The organism is Massilia sp. WG5, assembly GCF_001412595.2.
Taxonomy (GTDB): Bacteria; Pseudomonadota; Gammaproteobacteria; order Burkholderiales; family Burkholderiaceae_D; genus Telluria.
The window spans coordinates 4,282,152-4,299,637 of the sequence record NZ_CP012640.2 but is presented as its reverse complement, the minus strand read 5'-3'; the positions used below and the strand labels follow the sequence as shown (position 1 = coordinate 4,299,637).

Here is a 17,486-nt window from a genome sequence, read left to right as displayed (position 1 = left end):
CCTTTACGTAACGCACGCACGGAGAACTCGATGGAAGTCAAAGTCAGCTGGAACGGCCCGTCCGGAATGAGCTTCCGGGCCGAAACCGGCTCGGGCCACATGGTCAGCATGGATGGCGCGCCGGAGGGCGGCGGCCACAACCTGGCGCCGCGTCCGATGGAAATGGTGCTACTGGGGACCGGCGGCTGCACCGCCTATGACGTGGTGCTGATCCTGAAGCGCGGCCGCGAAGACGTGCGCGGCTGCGACGTCACCCTGAAGGCCGAGCGCGCCGACACCGATCCGAAGGTCTTCACGAAGATCCACTTCCACTTCATCGTCAGCGGCCGCAACCTGAAGCCGGCGGCGGTCGAGCGGGCCGTCAACCTGTCGCACGACAAGTACTGCTCGGCGTCGATCATGCTGGCCAAGACCGCCGAGATCACGCATTCGTTCGAAATTATCGAAGCGTGAGATCTCGTCAGATGTAATACGCGGTGGTGGTCATCACCTTGGCCATCGCCCGCATCGCCATGCGCAGCGGCAGCGGCATCTCGGCCGCGCCCATCGCCTGCGCCTTGCTGCCGTGCTCGATCTCGTCGACGCGCATCTGGTCGACGATGGCGCGCGACTTGTTGTCCTGCGGCGGCAGCTGGTCGAGGTGGCTGTTCAGGTGGGCCTCGACCTGGCGCTCGGTCTCGACCACGAAGCCCAGGCTCTGGGCGTCGCCCATGCGCGCGGCCGCCGTCCCCAGCGCATAGGCGCCGGCATACCACAGCGGATTCAGGAGGCTGGGCTGGGAACCCAGCTCGGACAGGCGCTCGGCCGTCCATGCCAGGTGGTCTTCCTCTTCGCGGCCGGCCTGCACGAACTGCGCGCGCATCGCCGCGCTGCCGGCATGGCGCGCCTGCGCGTCGTACAGCGCCTGGGCGCAGACTTCGCCGACGTGGTTTACGCGCATCAGGCCGGCGCTATGGCGCGCCTCCTGGGCATTCAGTTCGCAGTCGTGGGCGGTGGCGCCCGGATTCGGGCGCGAGGCCTTGGCGACGCCGCCGACCACGCGCAGGGCGCGGTCGAAGCCGGCGATCAGGTTATCGAGAGGGTTGATCGAACGGGTCAGATTATCCATGGCTTGAATTGCATAGTCGACATGCTTGAAAGCGCCATTATATGCCCTGCCCGTCCGTAGCCTTCCGCCGCTGCAGCCAGTCGTGCACCGGGCCGGCCACCGCCAGCTTCGAGATGTCCTTCGCCACCCCCAGATTGAGCTCCAGCAGGAACGGGATCGAGTCCGCCGGCACCTCGGTGCAGGTCGCGCCGAACACCGCCATGAAGCGCGCCGACTGCAGGGTCGGCAGCACTTTCTCGCCGCTCATGAACTGCAGGACGCTGGTGATGGTGTGGCCGCCGCCGATGCTGCGGTAGATGAAGCGGTTGTAGTCGCGGTCGACCACGGCGAAGTCGATCGCCTCCTTGGTCATCAGTCCGGCAAGGTAGTACAGGCCGGTGGCGACGCGGAACCAGTCGGTTGCCTCGGCGCGGGTGCGGCCCTGACGCGTGACGGCCAGGATCTTGTCCTCGATGATCGTATCCATGAGTCCATTATGCCCCCATCCGGGCCGGAAGAGGAAGTTGCCAAAGTGGACAGAAATTTTCCCCTGCCGTATGCTGGAGCGCTGTTTCCATTGCGCCCTGTCCCTCAATTTTGCACTCTGGGACGGTGAAACTGCCGTGTGTCGCAAGGGCGCTGCCTCTGCCGCACATTTTTAATACAATGCAATAGTCGTCAAAATACGCAGATTCTCACTATGGAACTAGAAATCCGCAACCTGTCCAAGACCTACGCCAATGGCGTGGTAGCGCTGGACGGGGTCACGCTGAGCATTCCGCCCGGGATGTTCGGCCTGCTCGGCCCGAACGGCGCCGGCAAGTCGACCCTGATGCGGATCCTGGCGACCCTGCAGGAATGCGATTCCGGTTCCGTGTTCCTGGACGATATCGATGTCCTCGACGACAAGGATGAAGTGCGCCGCCTGCTCGGCTACCTGCCGCAGGATTTCGGGGTCTACCCGAAAGTGAGCGCTTATGAATTACTCGATCATTTCGCCCAGCTGAAGGGCCTGGCGAACCGTGCGCGGCGCCGCGAAGTGGTCGACGGCCTCCTGCAACAGACCAATCTGTTCGAGGTGCGCGACCAGCGCCTCGGCACCTTCTCGGGCGGCATGAAGCAGCGCTTCGGCATCGCCCAGGCCCTGCTGGGCGACCCGCAGCTGATCATCGTCGACGAGCCGACCGCCGGCCTCGACCCGCAGGAACGGGTGCGCTTCCACAACCTGCTGTCCGACATCGGCCAGGACAAGACCGTGATCCTGTCCACCCACATCGTGTCCGACGTCGCCGACCTGTGCGCCAATATGGCGATCATCAACAAGGGCCACGTGCTGCTGTGCGGCGAACCGGCGAAGCTCATCGAAGGCATCGAAGGCCGGATCTGGGCGCGCTTCGTCAGCAAGCCCGAGCTGGTCGCCTTCCAGAAGCGCCACACGGTCATCTCGACCCGCCTCTTGAGCGGGCGCCCGATGATCCACGTGTATGCCGAGCGCTATCCGGGCGACGACTTCGAGCCGATCCACCCGACCCTCGAAGACGTCTATTTCGCCACCATCGCCGGCCGCCACAACGCGGCCGCGGGGAACTGCTGAGTTCATGCGCGCGCTCTACGCCATCGCGCTGTTCGAAGCCCGGCAGCGCCTGAAGCTGCTCTCGACCTGGATTTATTTTTTCTCCTTCCTGGCGCTGGCGATGTTCTGGGTGGCGGCCGCCGGCGGCGCCTTCAAGGACATCACGATCTCCTTCGGCGGCCGGGTGCTGGTCAACGGCCCGCGCCAGGTGGCGCTGTCCGCCGCCTTCCTGGGCTGCTTCGGCATCGTGGTGGCGGCCGCCATGATGGGCCGCTCGGTGCAGCAGGATTTCGAATACGAGACCCATCACTTCTTCTTCAGCGCGCCGATCCCGAAATACGCCTACGTGTTCGGGCGCTTCCTGGGCGCGCTGGCGACGATGGCCGTGGTGTACTCCTCGATCGTGCTGGGCAACCTGCTGGGCGCGCTGCTGCCGGGGGTCGACCCCTCGCGCGTCGGGCCATTCAAGGCCCTGGCCTACCTGGCGCCCTACTTCCTGACCCTGCTGCCCAACCTGTTCATCTTCGGCGCCATCTTCTTCGTGCTGGCCGCCCTCACGCGGCGCATGCTGCCGGTGTACGTGGCCGGCGTGGTGATGATGATCGGCTACCTGGTGGCGCCTTCGCTGGCGCGCGACCTCGACTACAAGACGCTGGCGGCGCTGATCGATCCCTTTGGCACCACCGCCCTGATCCGCCTGACCGAATACTGGTCCGTCGCCGAGCGCAATGCGCGCCTGGTACCGTTCGAAGGCGTCTACCTGGCGAACCGCCTGATCTGGTCGGCCTTCTCGCTGGTGGTGCTGCTGCTCGGCTACTGGCGCTTCAGCTTCATGTCCACCGCCGCCACCCGGCGCGCGGCCGCGCGCGGCGAGGGCGAAACCGCGGCCGCCGCCCAGCCGGCCGCCGACACCCGCGAAGAACCCGACTTCGCCGCCCGCAACCTCGGCCTGCTGCTCCTGAAGTCGGCCTGGCTCGACCTGCGAGAATCGGTCAAGAACATCTACTTCGCCGTGATCGCGCTGGCCGGCGTGCTGGTGCTGGTGGTCAGCTCCTTCGACCTGGGCGCAATCTACGGCACCACCACCTATCCGGTCACCTACATGGTGCTGGACCTGATCCGCGACGTGTTCGCGCTGTTCCTGCTGATCGTCACCACCTTCTATGCCGGCGAGATGGTCTGGCGCGAGCGCGAAGCGCGCATGGCCCTGATGCTGGACGCGCTGCCGGTGCCGAGCTGGCTGCCGCTGGCCGCCAAGACCCTGGCCCTGGTCGGCCTGCAGGCCGTGCTGCTGCTGGTGGCGATGGTGTGCGGGATGCTGATCCAGCTGTTCCGCGGCTATGTGGCGCTGGAGCCGGGCCTGTACCTGTTCACGCTGTTCGGCGTGCTGCTGCCCAAATATGTGCTGATCGCGGTGCTGGCGATCGCGGTGCAGGCCATCCTCGACCACAAATACCTCGGCTACTTCGTGCTGGTGCTCTACTACATCGCCAGCATCACCCTCGGCTCGCTCGGCCTGGACCATCCGATGCTGCTGTACGGCGCGCTGCCGGACGTGACCTATTCGGCGATGAACGGCTTCGGCCACTACCTGGCGCTGCAGCGCGCGCTGCTGGTGTACTGGGGCGGCGCCGCGCTGGTGCTGCTGACGGCCGCGCTGGTGCTGTGGCCGCGCGGCGTGGCCGACCGCTTCAGGGACCGCCTGCAGCTCGCGCGCCAGCGCCTGACGCCGGGCGTACTGGGCGCCTTCGGCCTGGGCGCGCTGCTGTTCGCCGGCAGCGGGCTGCTGCTCTGGTACAACCTCGAGCACCTGGGCGCCTACCAGTCCGCCTGGACCAGGGACCGCCTGCACGCCGAATACGAACTGCGCTACCGCCGCTATGCGAAGCTGCCGCAGCCGCGCATCACGAACGTCGACCTGCGGGTCGACATCATGCCCGCCAGCCGCACCCTGAAGGTGAAGGGGGCCTACCAGCTCGAGAACCGCAGCGGCGCGCCGATCGCGGAGCTGTTCCTGACCCAGCAGCCCGGCCCGGCCCTGCGTCCGCGCTTCTCGCAAGCGGTGCGCCTGCTGGCGGCCGACACGCAACGCGGCTTCTATCGCTATGCCTTGGTGACGCCGATCGCGCCGGGCGCGCGCATCGCCCTCGAATTCGAACTCGAGGATGCCCCCGGCGGCGTGCTCGGCCTGGGCCGCGAGACGGCGGTGGTGGCCAACGGCACCTTCTTCAGCAACGCCATCCTGCCCCACGTCGGTTACCAGCACAGCTTCGAGCTGAAGGACGACCGCGACCGCAAGCGCCACGGCCTGGCGCCGAAGGAGCGCATGGCGGCGCGCGATGACGAGGCCGCGCGCGCCAACAACTACCTCGGCAGCGACGCCGACTGGATCCGCTTCGACGCCGTGGTCAGCACCTCGCTGGACCAGATCGCGGTGGCGCCCGGCACCCTCGACAGCGAATGGATGGCCAAGGGCCGCCACTACTTCCACTACCGGATGGACAGGCCGATCCTGAACTTCACCACCTTCCAGTCGGCGCGCTATGAAGTGCGGCACGACCGCTGGCAGGACGTGACGATCGACGTCTACTACCAGCCGGGCCACGACTTCAACGTCGACCGCATGATCGGCGGCGCCAAGGCCGCCCTCGAATACGGTTCGAAGCAGTTCGGCCCCTACCAGCACCGCGAGCTGCGCATCGCCGAGTTCCCGCGCTATGCCAGCTATGCGCAGGCGGCGCCGGGCGTGATCGCGTTTTCCGAGAGCGCCGGCTTCATCGCCAAGGTCGATCCGGAGTCGCGCAAGGACATCGACTACCCCTTCTACGTCACGGCGCACGAGGTCGGGCACCAATGGTGGGCGCACCAGCTGGTCGGCGCCGACAGCCGCGGCGCCACCGTGCTGTCCGAAAGCCTGGCCGAGTACACGGCGCTGATGACGATGAAGCGCACGGTCGGCTCCAGCAAGATGCGGCGCTTCCTGCGCTACGACCTCGAGGAATACCTGATGGGCCGCGCCCTGGAGACCAGGAAGGAGCTGCCGCTGGCGGAGAACGAGGACCAGCCCTATATCCACTACCGCAAGGGCAGCCTGGCGATGTACCTGCTGCAGGACCTGCTCGGCGAGGATGCCGTGAACGGCGTGCTGCGCCAGTTCCTCGCCGAGCATGCCTTCCGCGGGCCGCCCTACCCGACCGTCGCTGCCCTGGTCGGGAAGCTGCGCGCGATCGCGCCCCCGGACAAGGCCTACCTGATCGACGACCTGTTCGACTCCATCGTCCTGTACGGGAACCGGGTCGACAGCGCCGTCGCGCGCCGCCGTCCGGACGGCAAGTACGAAGTGACGATCCGGGCCACCGCCGCCAAGGTGCGCGCCGGCGAGCTGGGAGAAGAACGCGAAGTGCCGCTGAAGGACTGGATCGAGTTCGGCGCCGACGACGAGAACGGCAATCCCCTGGCCCGTGAGCGCCGCCTGGTCGAACGCCCCGCCCAGACGGTCACGCTGGTGGTCGACGGCCGCCCGGCGCGCGCCGGGATCGACCCCGACAACAAGCTGATCGACAGGAAACCAACGGATAATATGATGGCTGTCGACATGCATTAAACTTCAAGTTATTATCTGGTCATAATTTCCTGCTAGGAGTAAAAGGATGTCCACCGTCGCCGAACTGGCCGCACAGATCCAGCAACTTTCCGCATCGGAAAAGCATGAACTCATGCAATTGCTGCTGACCGATAGCGACGAAGCGGAGCAGGACGCCGACGAAGTCTGGCGTAACGAAATCGTGCGCCGCGTGAAGGCGATCCGCAATGGCGAGGCGGCGATCCGCGCCTTGCAGGAAGACTGGCGGGAGTAAAAATTTCACCCGTTGCCGCTACTGATTGCACCGGCCGTGAAAACCGCGAAGGATTCGCGGTTTTTTTACGTCTGGCGACAGCCTGCCGTGTGATTGATCAGCTTCGTTTAACGGCCCGTGGCAGCCATCGGAACACCACGGATCGACTTGAACAGCGGGCTCTCCGGCGGAGTATTTTCCTCAATTATATGATCGTGTAAGAAACCCGCAGCGTCTATCGCATTCTGGATGTGAATGACAGTTGGCTTTTTAGCGCAACTTCTTTTTTTCTTCTGCGTATTAAAGATGGGCTGGAATTATAGATCAACTGGGATTCCACATCGTCGAGCATTTTTTCTCCCGTCGATGCCGGATTAATCCATTCCAGTAATATCCATTCATTCGTAGAGATTGTCACGGAACAACGATAAACGATCTTTTCGTAATCCCTGTATTTCGGATCGAGTAGTTTGATCGCCACGGCGTGTCCGCCGCCGAAGCGGGAAGCTGCCTTTGTTTTTCCCACATAAACCACGCGTTCGTGGTGTCCCGCCAAACGAAGAGATACCAGGTAGATCGGCAAGGCATTCAGAGGCGGCGGGCCGTTGTGCAACAAGACTGCGGCCTTGTCGTCCTTATCTTCTATCTCGAGCGTGCCACCCAAGGTGTGACGTACGCCTGCCAGATACCGCTTGGTAGCATCGGCAGTCTCGGAAATGCTTTTCCAACCCGCCACTGCAATTTTGTGGAAAGGAATTTCTTCTTCGATACTCAGGAACGTGAGCCAGTTCTGCCCCAGCGTATCAGCCGGCGGACTGGCTTCAAAACGTGCCGGCAGCGGATGCCGCCGATCCAGCCAAGCGTGAAGTTGGTTGAACATGCTCTAGATTTAAAAAAGCCGATGAGTAGGCCTGGGATTGTATCGTGTCGGCAAATTGCATGCGCAAGCAATGACAGGTCTTGAGCATAAAAAAACCGCGAATCGCTTCGCGGTTTTTTATTTCGCAGCCGAGCTCATTCATCGGCAAAGCTTCTCGACCATGTTGATCTAGAAGTTCTCCCACTCATCTCCGGCCGCCATCGCCGCCGCTTTCGAACGCGAAACCGGCCGCGCCGCACGCACCGGCGTCACCGCGCGCGAGGCGCTGGCCGGACGGGCCAAACGGGCCGGCGCGGCAGCCTGCTGCCCTTCGACGCCGGTACGGAAGGTGCCCACCAGCCCGGCCAGCCCGGCCGCCTGGTCCTGCATCGCCTCGGCGGCCGCAGCCGCTTGCTCCACCAGCGCCGCATTCTGCTGGGTCACCTGGTCCATCTGGGTGATTGCCTGGTTCACCTGCTCGATGCCGGCGCGCTGCTCGTCGCTGGCGGCGGCGATCTCGCTGATGATGTCGGACACGCGCTTGACGCTGCCGACCACCTCTTCCATCGTGGCGCCGGCCTGGTCGACCAGGCGCGAGCCGGTCTCGACCTTCTCGACCGAATCGCCGATCAGGTCCTTGATTTCCTTGGCGGCCGCGGCGGAACGCTGGGCCAGGTTGCGCACCTCCCCGGCCACCACCGCGAAGCCGCGGCCCTGCTCGCCCGCGCGGGCCGCTTCGACGGCCGCGTTCAGCGCCAGGATGTTGGTCTGGAAGGCGATGCCGTCGATCACGCCGATGATGTCCGCAATACGGCGGGCCGACTCGTTGATCGAGCCCATCGTGCTGACCACCCGGGCCACCACCTCGCCGCCGCGCACGGCGTTCTCGGACGCCGTCGCCGCCAGCTGGTTGGCCTGGCGCGCATTGTCGGCATTCTGCTTCACGGTCGAGGTCAGCTCTTCCATCGAGGACGCGGTCTCTTCCAGCGAACCGGCCTGCTGCTCGGTGCGCGAAGAGAGGTCCTGGTTACCGGCATTGATCTCGGTGGAGGCGGTGGCGATGGTGTCGGTGCCGGCGCGCACGCGGGTCACGATGTCCAGCAGCGAGGTATTCATCTCCTTGAGCGCGGTCATCAGTTGACCGGTCTCGTCCTTCGAGCGCACGTCGACGCGCGCGGTCAGGTCGCCCTCGGCGACCTGCCTGGCAATGCGCACCGCGTAGCCGAGCGGCGCCGTGATGTTGCGCGCCAGCCAGATCGCGACCGCCACGCCCAGCACGACAGCGATCAAACCGCCGCCGATCAGGGTGCGCGACATGGTCGCCGACAGCGCTGCGGCGGCCTGCGAGCGCTCTTCCATCAGGCCGGATTCCTCGGCCTTGATGTCGGCCACCAGCTTGCGCATCGTATCCATGCCCTGCTTGCCTTTACCCTCCTGCTCGGCGGCCACGACCGCGGCCATGTCGGCGTCCTGCGCGCTACGGCGCAGCTGGATGGTCGGTTCGATGGCGCTGTCGAGCCACTTCTGCTGTTCCGCGCCAAGTTTCTGCAGGCGCTCCTGCTGGCGCGGGTTGTCCGCGGTCAGCTTGCGCGCGGCTTCCAGATGCTGGCGGAATGCTTCCTTGCCGGCCTTATAGGGCTCGAGCGAGGCGTCCTTGCCGGTCAGGGCGAAGCCGCGCTCGCCGGTCTCGGTATCCACCAGGGCGGCCAGGGCGGCGTCGACCTCGCCCAGCACCTGGTAGGTGTGGAGGTTCATGCCATTGGCGTCGCCCAGACGCGCGAAATTGAAGTAGGACTGGCTCACCAGCCAGATCAGGAGGGCCAGCACCACGCCAAAGCCGAGGTGCAGGCGGGTGGCAATTTTCAGGTCGGAGAGTCTCATTTCAGTGTTGGGAATTGAGTAATTCAAAGAATTTCCACCTGGAAATATACACGAATTCGTGTCAGATTATGATGCCATGCCGCAATTTCGTTAATTTTTTGAGACACAAATAAAAAACCCAAAGCCGGCATCCGGCTTTGGGTTCTGTGCAACGACGCCGGCCTTGCCGGCAGACTGAGGTTTACTCTCCGGCCGTGACCTTCTTCGCCGTACTGGCCGTGCGCTTGGCCGGCGCTTTTTTCGCAGCCGCCTTGGCGGCAGGCTTCTTGGCCGCAACCGTCTTCGCCGCAGACTTGGCCGGCGCCTTGCGCGCCGTGGTCTTGGCCGCCACGGCGACGGCTTCGCCGCCCTCGCCCTCGTCGGCGCCAGCCTTGGGTTTGGCGCCCGGCTTGGCCTTGCGTTCCTCGAACTCGAAGCTGATCTTGCCGTCCTTGCCGCGCACCAGGAAGGCCTTGAATGGCCGGCGGGTGCGCTGCGAGATGAAGCCCGGCAGCAGATCGGTTTTGCCTTCGTTCAGCAGCTTGGCCATCTGCTCCGGCAGGATCTCCTGCTGCAGGATGATGCGGCTGCTGCGGAAGTCGCAGGTCTTGGGTTTGGCGACCTGGTGTTCGCACACATAGGCCAGGCCCATCTCGTAGACGCCGCCATTGCACTTCGGGCAGGGGCCGAGCGGGGTCTGGCCGGTGAAGTCGACGCCTTCGCCTTCTTCGCCCTCTTCCTGGTCCTGGCCGAAGTCGAACTCCAGCTTGTAGTTGTGGATGTCCTCGTCGCGCACGATGCGCAGGATGGCCGCGAACGGACGTCCCATCTTCGAGCGGAAGCCCTGCAGCGGGCCGATGGTGCGCTTCTGCAGGAGTTCCTCGACTTCCTCGATCTCGAACTGGCGGCCGCCCGGCACCTTGCTCATCGAGAAATCGCACTTGGTGCAGGCGAAGCGGCGGTAGTTTTCCTTGACCACGCCGGCGCAGTTCGGGCACGGCGTCTTCAGGGTCGCGTACTCGCCCGGGATCGTGTCGTTGTCGTATTCCTTGGCGCGCTTGACGATGATCTGGGTCATCTGGGCGATTTCGCGCATGAATTCCTCACGCGTGATGTTGCCTTTTTCCATCTGCGACAGCTTGTATTCCCATTCGCCGGTCAGTTCCGGCGCCGTCAGCTCGTTCACGCCCAGGCCGCGCAGCAGCGTCATGAGCTGGAACGCCTTCGCGGTCGGGATCATGTCGCGACCTTCGCGCAGCAGGTATTTCTCGGTCAGCAGCCCCTCGATGATGGCGGCGCGCGTGGCCGGCGTGCCCAGGCCCTTGCCGGCCATGGCGTCGCGCAGTTCGTCGGAATCGACCAGCTTGCCCGCGCCTTCCATGGCCGACAGCAGGGTCGCTTCGTTGTAGCGTGCGGGCGGTTTCGTCACCAGGCCGTTCGGCGTGACCTTGTCGGCCAACACCTTCTCGCCCTTGGCGACCGGCACCAGGGTCGCGCCGTCCTTGTCGTCGCCGCTGGCGGCTTCCTTGCCGTACACGGCCAGCCAACCGGGGTTGGTCATGACCTTGCCTTCGGTCTTGAACTGGTGGCCCGACACTTCCGTGAAGCGGGTCGTGACCAGGAACTCGGCGGCCGGGAAGAACACGGCCATGAAGCGGCGCGTGACCAGGTCGTACAGTTTCTGTTCCGGCTCGGACAGGTTCTTCGGCACCACGCCGGTCGGGATGATCGCGAAGTGGTCCGAGATCTTGCTGTTGTCGAAGATGCGCTTGTTCGGCTTGACCCAGCCCTTGTCCAGGATCTGCTTGGCGAACTGGTGGTAGTTCGCGTTTTCCTTCAGGACTTCGAGGGTCGACTTGACCGTGCCGATATAGTCTTCCGGCAGGGCGCGCGCATCGGTACGCGGGTAGGTCAGCACCTTGTGCTTTTCGTACAGCGCCTGGGCCAGGCCCAGCGTGTTCTTGGCCGAGAAGCCGAAGCGGCCGTTGGCTTCGCGCTGCAGCGAGGTCAGGTCGAACAGGGCCGGAGCCATCGAGGTGGTCGGCTTCGATTCCTCGGTGACCACACCCTGCTTGCCGTGGCAGGCCACGACGATGGATTCGGCGGCGGCCTTGCTCCACAGGCGTTCCGGACGTTTTTCCGGATCGTTCTCGTCCTTCTTGAATTTCGTGTCCAGCCAGCGGCCTTCGTAGACGCCGGCGGCGCAGACGAACTCGGCGCGCACTTCCCAGTAGTCGCGCGGCACGAACTTGCGGATCTTTTCCTCGCGCTCGACCACGATCGACAGGGTCGGGGTCTGGACCCGGCCCACGGTGGTGAGAAAGAAGCCGCCCTCCTTCGAGTTGAAGGCGGTCATGGCGCGGGTGCCGTTGATGCCGATCAGCCAGTCGGCCTCGGAACGGCAGCGCGCGGCATCGGCCAGCGGCAGCATCTCTTCGTCGCTGCGCAGGTGGGCGAAGCCGTCGCGGATCGCGGTCGGCGTCATCGACTGCAGCCACAGGCGCTTGACCGACTGCTTGGCCTTGGCGTTCTGGGCGATGAGGCGGAAGATCAGTTCTCCTTCGCGGCCCGCGTCGCATGCGTTGATCAGGGTGGTGACGTCCTTGCGCTTGATCAGCTTGTTCAGCACCTTGAGGCGCGATTCGGTCTTGGCGATCGGGTTCAGTGCGAAGTACGGCGGGATCATCGGCAGGTGGGTGAAGCTCCACTTGCCGCGCTTGACGTCGTACTCCTCGGGCACTGCGATCTCGAGCAGGTGGCCCACCGCGGACGAGAGGACGTATTCGTCGGATTCGAAATACTCATCGTGCTTGGTAAAGCCACCGAGCGCCTTGGCGATGTCGTTCGCCACGGAGGGCTTCTCGGCAATGATGAGGGCTTTGGTCATATGGTTTCTCTGTGTATTCGGTAGTCGCGGCTCGCGCATCATACATGACGGCGGCCGCACGGCTCACGATCCCTTCCCGGGATCCCTGTCCGTCGATAGCTAGTTGGTAACAATTGGCGAATTGCGGCAAATGATAAGCGGGTTGCCGCGCACTCCGCAAGTAGACTGTGCCTGTAGTACGCAGAGGCAACTTACGCTTGATCTTGCTACAGCGCAAGAAAAAACGGGGCCGCAGCCCCGTTTTTGTCATGACATTTGTGAAATCCTAGTGCAGAAGTCGCGGTTCGGCGTCCTCGTCGTCGGCCCCGAACAGGTCGTCGAACATCAGTGCGTCCGGCTCCTTGCCCTGGCTCCACAGCAGCATCAGGACGATGATCTTCAGTTTGCCCAGCGTGACCGGCGATTCGTCCAGCGCCAGCGCGCGTTCGATGACGATCTCGCGCTGCGAGGCGGTGAGCAGGCCAGCCAGTTCGAGGAACTGGATGAAGCCGACGGCGGCGCTGCCGAGGGTGTCGGTTTCCTGCGCAATATAAAAACGGGTGCCACTGGATTCAAGGGCAGGATTGGTAGTGCCAGCCATTTCGGTCAGGCCGTTCAGCCAGTCCAGCGCTTCGGTAATTTCGACATCGTCGAAACCGACGGCGGACAGCTTGCGCGCCAAAGCAGCCGGCTCCGGGCAGGCATCGGGACGGTAATACGTCTCGTAGAGATAGACTAGAATGTCGAACATGGTGACGCTACTGTAGCAGCTAAGTTCGCCCCGGCACAAGTGCGTCACAAGGTCCACTGCCGTCCAGAAACATCACCGTTGTTTATCGGCCTTATTCGCTTCTCTACTCACTTCACCACTCTTTGCACCCTGCCACCGGGCCTGCGTTCGAGCAATCCGGCGAGCTCGAGCGCAAGCAATTGGCTGCTCAACAAGGCGGGGCTCAGGCCCAGCGATGCCAGCAGGATATCAGGCTCGACCGGGTCGTGGCCGAGCGCATCCAGCAGGCCGGCGGCGCCGTCGGGAATGGCTGCGGCCGGCGCGGATGCCGGGCTGTGCGCGGCAGCGCCGCGCGCCAGCGGCGACATCGCCATCGCTTCGAGCACATCGGCCGCCGTGTCGACCAGTTTCGCGCCCTCGCGGATCAGGAGGTGGCAGCCCTTGGCCAGCGAAGCATGGATCGAACCGGGAATCGCGAACACCTCCCTGCCCTGCTCGGCCGCCTGGCGCGCCGTGATCAGCGAGCCGGACTGGGCCGCCGCCTCGACCACCAGCACCCCGGCCGCCAGTCCGCTGATGATCCGGTTGCGCTTCGGAAAATTGCCGGGCAGCGGCGGCGTCCCGAGCGGGTACTCGCTGACGATGCAGCCCTCGATGCCGATGCGCTCGCACAGGCTGCGGTTGCGGGCCGGATAGACCAGATCCGGGCCGGTGCCAACCACGGCGACGGTCGAACCGATGCCTTTCAGGGCGCCCGCGTGGGCGGCGGCATCGATGCCCAGGGCCAGGCCGGACACGATGCACAGGCCGGCGCCGGACAGGCTTTCCGCGAAGGCCGCCGCATTCGCCTTGCCCTGGACGCTGGCGTTGCGGCTGCCGACCATCGCCAGCATGGGCGAGGCCAGCAATTCCACATGCCCTTTTATATAGAGCAGCAGCGGCGGATCGGGGATATGCGCCAGCAATTCAGGATAGCCGGGTTCGCCCAGCGCCAGCACGTGGTGGCCGGGCCGTTCGCGCCAGCGCAGCGTGGCGTCGAGCAGCCGCGCCAGCTCGCCCGACGGCGGCGCGCGCAAGGCCCGCGCCTGGGCCGGACCGAGGTGGGCGGCGAGCTGTTCTGCGCCCGCCGCAAAGATGCCCTCGATGCCGCCAAAGGCGTCCAGCAGCTTGAGACCGGTGCGCGGCCCGATGCCGGCGGCGCGCTCCAGGCGCAGCCAGGCCGCCAGCCGGGCGTCGTCCAAAAACGCAGCGGCCGCTGGATTGACTGCAGCGGCCGCTTTAGCTTGTTGAAAGTCCGTGTCCTGCACGGCGGGATTACTCCGGTGATTTCGCCACGTCGCCGATCTGCACCGGCAACGTCACTTGCATGACCAGTCCATACGAGACATGGCCGAACACCCGGAAAATGAACAGTTCGCCATACTGCTCGTCCGGCATCCGCATGGTCGACGCGCCGAAGCCGAGGAAGCCTTTGCTGCCGCCCGGGTCCTGGATCGTCTTCCCGAGATGATAGAGCTGCAGGACGGAGCCGACATCGAGTCCGTCAAGCGCGCCCCGGTTGACAGTCACGACCTGATGCTGGGATGCGTAATTCGATTCGGTGGCCATGGCCATGATGCGGCCCGCGACCGGCGTGGCCGGCGCATGCGGCACGTAGTTCCGCGCCGGCATCGGCGGAGTCGGCAACAGGCGGTCGCCGACGCCCATTTCCTGGACCGAGCTGGTGACCGCGAAGGTGTGCACGTCCACGCCCGGCCCTGCTTCGCGCACCAGTTTCGCGGTGCCGACATAGGCGGCTTCGTGGGCGACGACCTTGCCGGTGTCGGGATCGACCAGCGCCTTGCCCGGACGGAAGACCTGGAAATTCGCGGCGCCGTTCAGCGGCCCGCGCACGTAGATGCGGTCGCCTTCGGCCAGGTAGACCCGGGTTTCCGGCGTGGCGGCGATGCGCGGCGCGGCGTCCAGCGCGTGCGGCTCGACCACCAGCGGCTGGGTCAGGAAGGGCTCGATCTCGCTCGACGGGATCGAGTAGATCGCGTCGCGCTCCAGCTCCTCGGTGCGGATCTGCGGCGACAGTCTCGTGACCGGCGGCAGGCCGGCGTCGCCATCGCCGGAACCCGGCTTGCGCAGCGTCAGGCGGCCATGGGCGCGGTCGAAATAGATGATCTGGCCCGGATAGATCCAGTGCGGATTGCGGATCTCCTCGCGGTTCATGCCCCAGACCTCGGGCCAGCACCAGGGGTGCTCGAGGAAGGCGCCGGAAATGTCCCACAGGGTATCGCGCTTGACCACGAGGTGCTGGTCGGGCGCATTGGGCCGGAAGCTGCAGTGCGGCCCGGCGGCAGCGGGAGCGGCCTGGGCCGGGCTGGCGGCCAGCGCCAGCAGGGCGGCAGCCAGGGCTGAAGCTGCGGTGTGGGCGGCGAGCGGTCGGCCGACGCCTGTGCTAAAATTTTTCATTAAGAGTCCGTAACGTGCGGCATAAAAAACAGCAGACGACTCCCTGACCGCACCGCGGATCCAAAAGGGTTGCCGAACTGAATCAAATTCTGCCACAAATCCATGAACTAGCAAGACAAGCGCAGCCAGCCACCGGCGCGGCGTGTTGCTTTTATGTCTGTGCGGAAACAATTTCGCCGGCTTGAACCTGCACGACGGACACCCCATCTACGCATCACTGACTGAATCGATACGACCGCCATGGCATTACTGAACATCCTCCGCTATCCCGACCCGCGCCTGCACAAGGTGGCCAAACCGGTCACCGAATTCGACGAGCGCCTGCATAAACTGGTCGCGGACATGGCCGAGACCATGTACGAGGCCCCGGGCGTGGGCCTGGCCGCGACCCAGGTCGACGTGCACGAGCGCGTGGTCGTGATCGACGTGACCGAGACCCACGACCAGCTGATCGTCTTCGTCAATCCGGAAATCACCTGGTCGAGCCCGGAAAAGCAGGTGTACGACGAAGGTTGCCTGTCGGTGCCCGGCATCTACGACGGCGTCGAGCGCCCGGCGCGCGTCAAGGTCAAGGCGGTCGACCAGTACAACAAGCCTTTCGAGATGGAATGCGACGGCCTGCTGGCAGTCTGCATCCAGCACGAGATGGACCACCTGATGGGCAAGGTCTTCGTCGAATACCTGTCGCCGCTCAAGCGCAACCGTATCAAGACCAAGCTGATGAAGGAAGAGCGCGCCCAGCAGAACAGCGGGCCCAGGGCCGCCGGCCATCGTTGATGGCGGCGCGCATGAAAGTCGTTTTCGCGGGCACGCCCGAGTTCGCCGCCGTGGCCCTGCGCGCCCTGATCGAGGCCGGCTTCGAGATTCCCCTGGTGCTGACCCAGCCGGACCGCCCGGCCGGGCGCGGCATGCAACTGCAGGCGTCCGCGGTCAAGCAGGTCGCGCTTGCCCACGGCATCGAGGTGCTGCAGCCGCTCTCATTACGCATGGATAGCAGGGACCCGCAGCGTGCGGAAGAAGCCCAGGCCGCCCACGCGCGCCTGCTGGCGACGGAGTACGATGTGATGGTGGTCGCGGCGTATGGCCTGATCCTGCCGCGCGCCACCCTCGACATCAAGCCCTGCATCAATATCCACGGCTCGCTGCTGCCGCGCTGGCGCGGGGCGGCGCCGATCCACCGTGCGATCGAGTCCGGCGATCCTGAAACCGGCGTCACCATCATGGAAATGGAAGAAGGCCTGGACACCGGCCCGATGCTGTCGATGGAACGCCTGCCCATCCTGGACAGCGACACCACCGGCACCCTGCACGACAAGCTGGCCGCGCTGGGCGGCCGCATGATCGTCGAGGCCCTGAACAGGATGGCGGCGGGCGGGCTGGACGCCGTGCCCCAGCCGGAAGAAGGCGTGACCTACGCCGCCAAGATCAGCAAGGAAGAGGCGAAGCTGGACCTGGGCGCCCCCGCCCTGGCGCTGGCGCGCAAGGTGCGGGCCTTCAATCCCTTCCCGGGCGCCCATGCCCAGGCCGGCGGCGTCACCATCAAGATCTGGAATGCGCAGGCGATCGACGGCAAGGGACAGCCGGGCCAGGTCCTGTCGGCCGATGCCCAGGGTATCGTGGTGGCGTGCGGGGAAGGCGCGTTGCGCCTGACGGAACTGCAGAAACCGGGCGGCAAGCGCCTGGCGGCGGGAGAATTCCTGAAGGGATTTTCGTTCGACGGCGTGTCCTTCGAATAACAGGCCGCGTAAACAACGAAGGGGGCGCCTGCCCCCTTTTTTTTCGCTTTAGTGCTGCTCGCCTTGAGCACGCACGCGATTGGCTTCCATGTACTCGCGCAGGACCTGGTTGATGCGGGTCTGGTAGCCCGGGCCTGCCGATTTGAACCACTCCAGCATGTCGACGTCCAGGCGGATCGTCACGATCTGCTTCACGCCGCTGACGGCGTTCTTGTTCACAGTGCTTTCTTCAGTGCGGGTTGCCGGCTGGTCCCACTCAGGCACGTATTCTTTGTTCATTGCAATTCTTCCCATTGAGGCGGCGGACGACGGGTCCGCACATTCCGTTCGATTTGGACGAGGGCCGCGCCAGCGGCGGCCCCATGGAATTAATTGTCGTCTCTGTATGTATCGGGGAAATTGCTAATACCGCTCGTTTTGTATCGCACTGTAACAATGCGGCTTTTGATACATAACGTTACATACGTCTTTACACCGGGGCG

The 17,486-nt window shown here is 64.7% G+C and carries 15 protein-coding genes; 6 read left to right on the top strand and 9 right to left on the bottom strand.

All coding sequences use genetic code 11. From position 1 onward, the window contains the following. Window positions 1–30 precede the first annotated feature (30 nt). A complete protein-coding gene (locus AM586_RS19160; protein WP_052233619.1) occupies window positions 31–453 on the top strand; it encodes an OsmC family protein in 423 nt (140 codons plus the stop codon). 7 nt (window positions 454–460) lie between these two features. Here the strand turns inward: AM586_RS19160 and coq7 are convergent, their stop codons facing one another. Continuing rightward, window positions 461–1,108, bottom strand: a complete 648-nt coding sequence (coq7, locus tag AM586_RS19155) for a 2-polyprenyl-3-methyl-6-methoxy-1,4-benzoquinone monooxygenase (protein WP_052233620.1) — start codon at window positions 1,106–1,108, stop codon at window positions 461–463. Between the two features lie 37 nt (window positions 1,109–1,145). Then, window positions 1,146–1,574, bottom strand: coding sequence for a hypothetical protein (locus tag AM586_RS19150; RefSeq protein ID WP_052233621.1), 429 nt, complete (start codon window positions 1,572–1,574; stop codon window positions 1,146–1,148). 213 nt (window positions 1,575–1,787) lie between these two features. Here AM586_RS19150 and AM586_RS19145 point away from each other — a divergent pair, with 213 nt between their 5' ends. From AM586_RS19145 to AM586_RS19135, 3 genes are read left to right on the top strand one after another with little or no spacing between them, the layout of a single operon-like run. Continuing rightward, entirely contained in the window at window positions 1,788–2,681 is an 894-nt protein-coding gene (locus AM586_RS19145; RefSeq protein ID WP_052233622.1) for an ABC transporter ATP-binding protein, read from the top strand. A gap of 4 nt (window positions 2,682–2,685) precedes the next feature. After that, window positions 2,686–6,264, top strand: a complete 3,579-nt coding sequence (locus tag AM586_RS19140; RefSeq protein ID WP_052233623.1) for a M1 family aminopeptidase — start codon at window positions 2,686–2,688, stop codon at window positions 6,262–6,264. A gap of 46 nt (window positions 6,265–6,310) precedes the next feature. After that, a complete protein-coding gene (locus tag AM586_RS19135; protein WP_052233624.1) occupies window positions 6,311–6,517 on the top strand; it encodes an addiction module protein in 207 nt (68 codons plus the stop codon). A gap of 214 nt (window positions 6,518–6,731) precedes the next feature. Here AM586_RS19135 and AM586_RS28265 read toward each other — a convergent pair whose 3' ends face one another. The 6 genes from AM586_RS28265 to AM586_RS19110 form a co-directional block, all read right to left on the bottom strand. Further along, the gene (locus tag AM586_RS28265) at window positions 6,732–7,376 is read right to left on the bottom strand and encodes a hypothetical protein (protein ID WP_162600563.1); all 645 of its coding nucleotides are present in this window, start codon (window positions 7,374–7,376) and stop codon (window positions 6,732–6,734) included. A gap of 168 nt (window positions 7,377–7,544) precedes the next feature. Continuing rightward, a complete protein-coding gene (locus AM586_RS19130) occupies window positions 7,545–9,236 on the bottom strand; it encodes a methyl-accepting chemotaxis protein (RefSeq protein ID WP_060566693.1) in 1,692 nt (563 codons plus the stop codon). A gap of 181 nt (window positions 9,237–9,417) precedes the next feature. After that, window positions 9,418–12,102 (bottom strand): DNA topoisomerase III, encoded by a 2,685-nt coding sequence (locus tag AM586_RS19125; protein WP_052233627.1) that lies wholly within the window; start codon window positions 12,100–12,102, stop codon window positions 9,418–9,420. 265 nt (window positions 12,103–12,367) lie between these two features. Then, window positions 12,368–12,832 (bottom strand): DUF494 family protein, encoded by a 465-nt coding sequence (locus tag AM586_RS19120; protein WP_052233628.1) that lies wholly within the window; start codon window positions 12,830–12,832, stop codon window positions 12,368–12,370. A gap of 107 nt (window positions 12,833–12,939) precedes the next feature. Beyond that, entirely contained in the window at window positions 12,940–14,052 is a 1,113-nt protein-coding gene (gene dprA, locus AM586_RS19115) for a DNA-processing protein DprA (RefSeq protein WP_052233629.1), read from the bottom strand. Window positions 14,053–14,125: 73 nt separating this feature from the next. Beyond that, complete coding sequence (locus AM586_RS19110) at window positions 14,126–15,268, bottom strand: LysM peptidoglycan-binding domain-containing protein (protein WP_052233630.1); 1,143 nt, start codon at window positions 15,266–15,268, stop codon at window positions 14,126–14,128. A gap of 240 nt (window positions 15,269–15,508) precedes the next feature. Here AM586_RS19110 and def point away from each other — a divergent pair, with 240 nt between their 5' ends. Together def and fmt are read left to right on the top strand one after the other, a co-directional pair. Next, on the top strand, window positions 15,509–16,045 hold the full coding sequence (gene def, locus AM586_RS19105; RefSeq protein WP_052233631.1) for a peptide deformylase: 537 nt from the start codon (window positions 15,509–15,511) through the stop codon (window positions 16,043–16,045). 11 nt (window positions 16,046–16,056) lie between these two features. Next, window positions 16,057–17,004 (top strand): methionyl-tRNA formyltransferase, encoded by a 948-nt coding sequence (gene fmt, locus AM586_RS19100; RefSeq protein ID WP_052233658.1) that lies wholly within the window; start codon window positions 16,057–16,059, stop codon window positions 17,002–17,004. A gap of 48 nt (window positions 17,005–17,052) precedes the next feature. Here the strand turns inward: fmt and AM586_RS19095 are convergent, their stop codons facing one another. Then, window positions 17,053–17,283, bottom strand: coding sequence for a BrnA antitoxin family protein (locus AM586_RS19095; RefSeq protein WP_052233632.1), 231 nt, complete (start codon window positions 17,281–17,283; stop codon window positions 17,053–17,055). Window positions 17,284–17,486 lie beyond the last annotated feature (203 nt).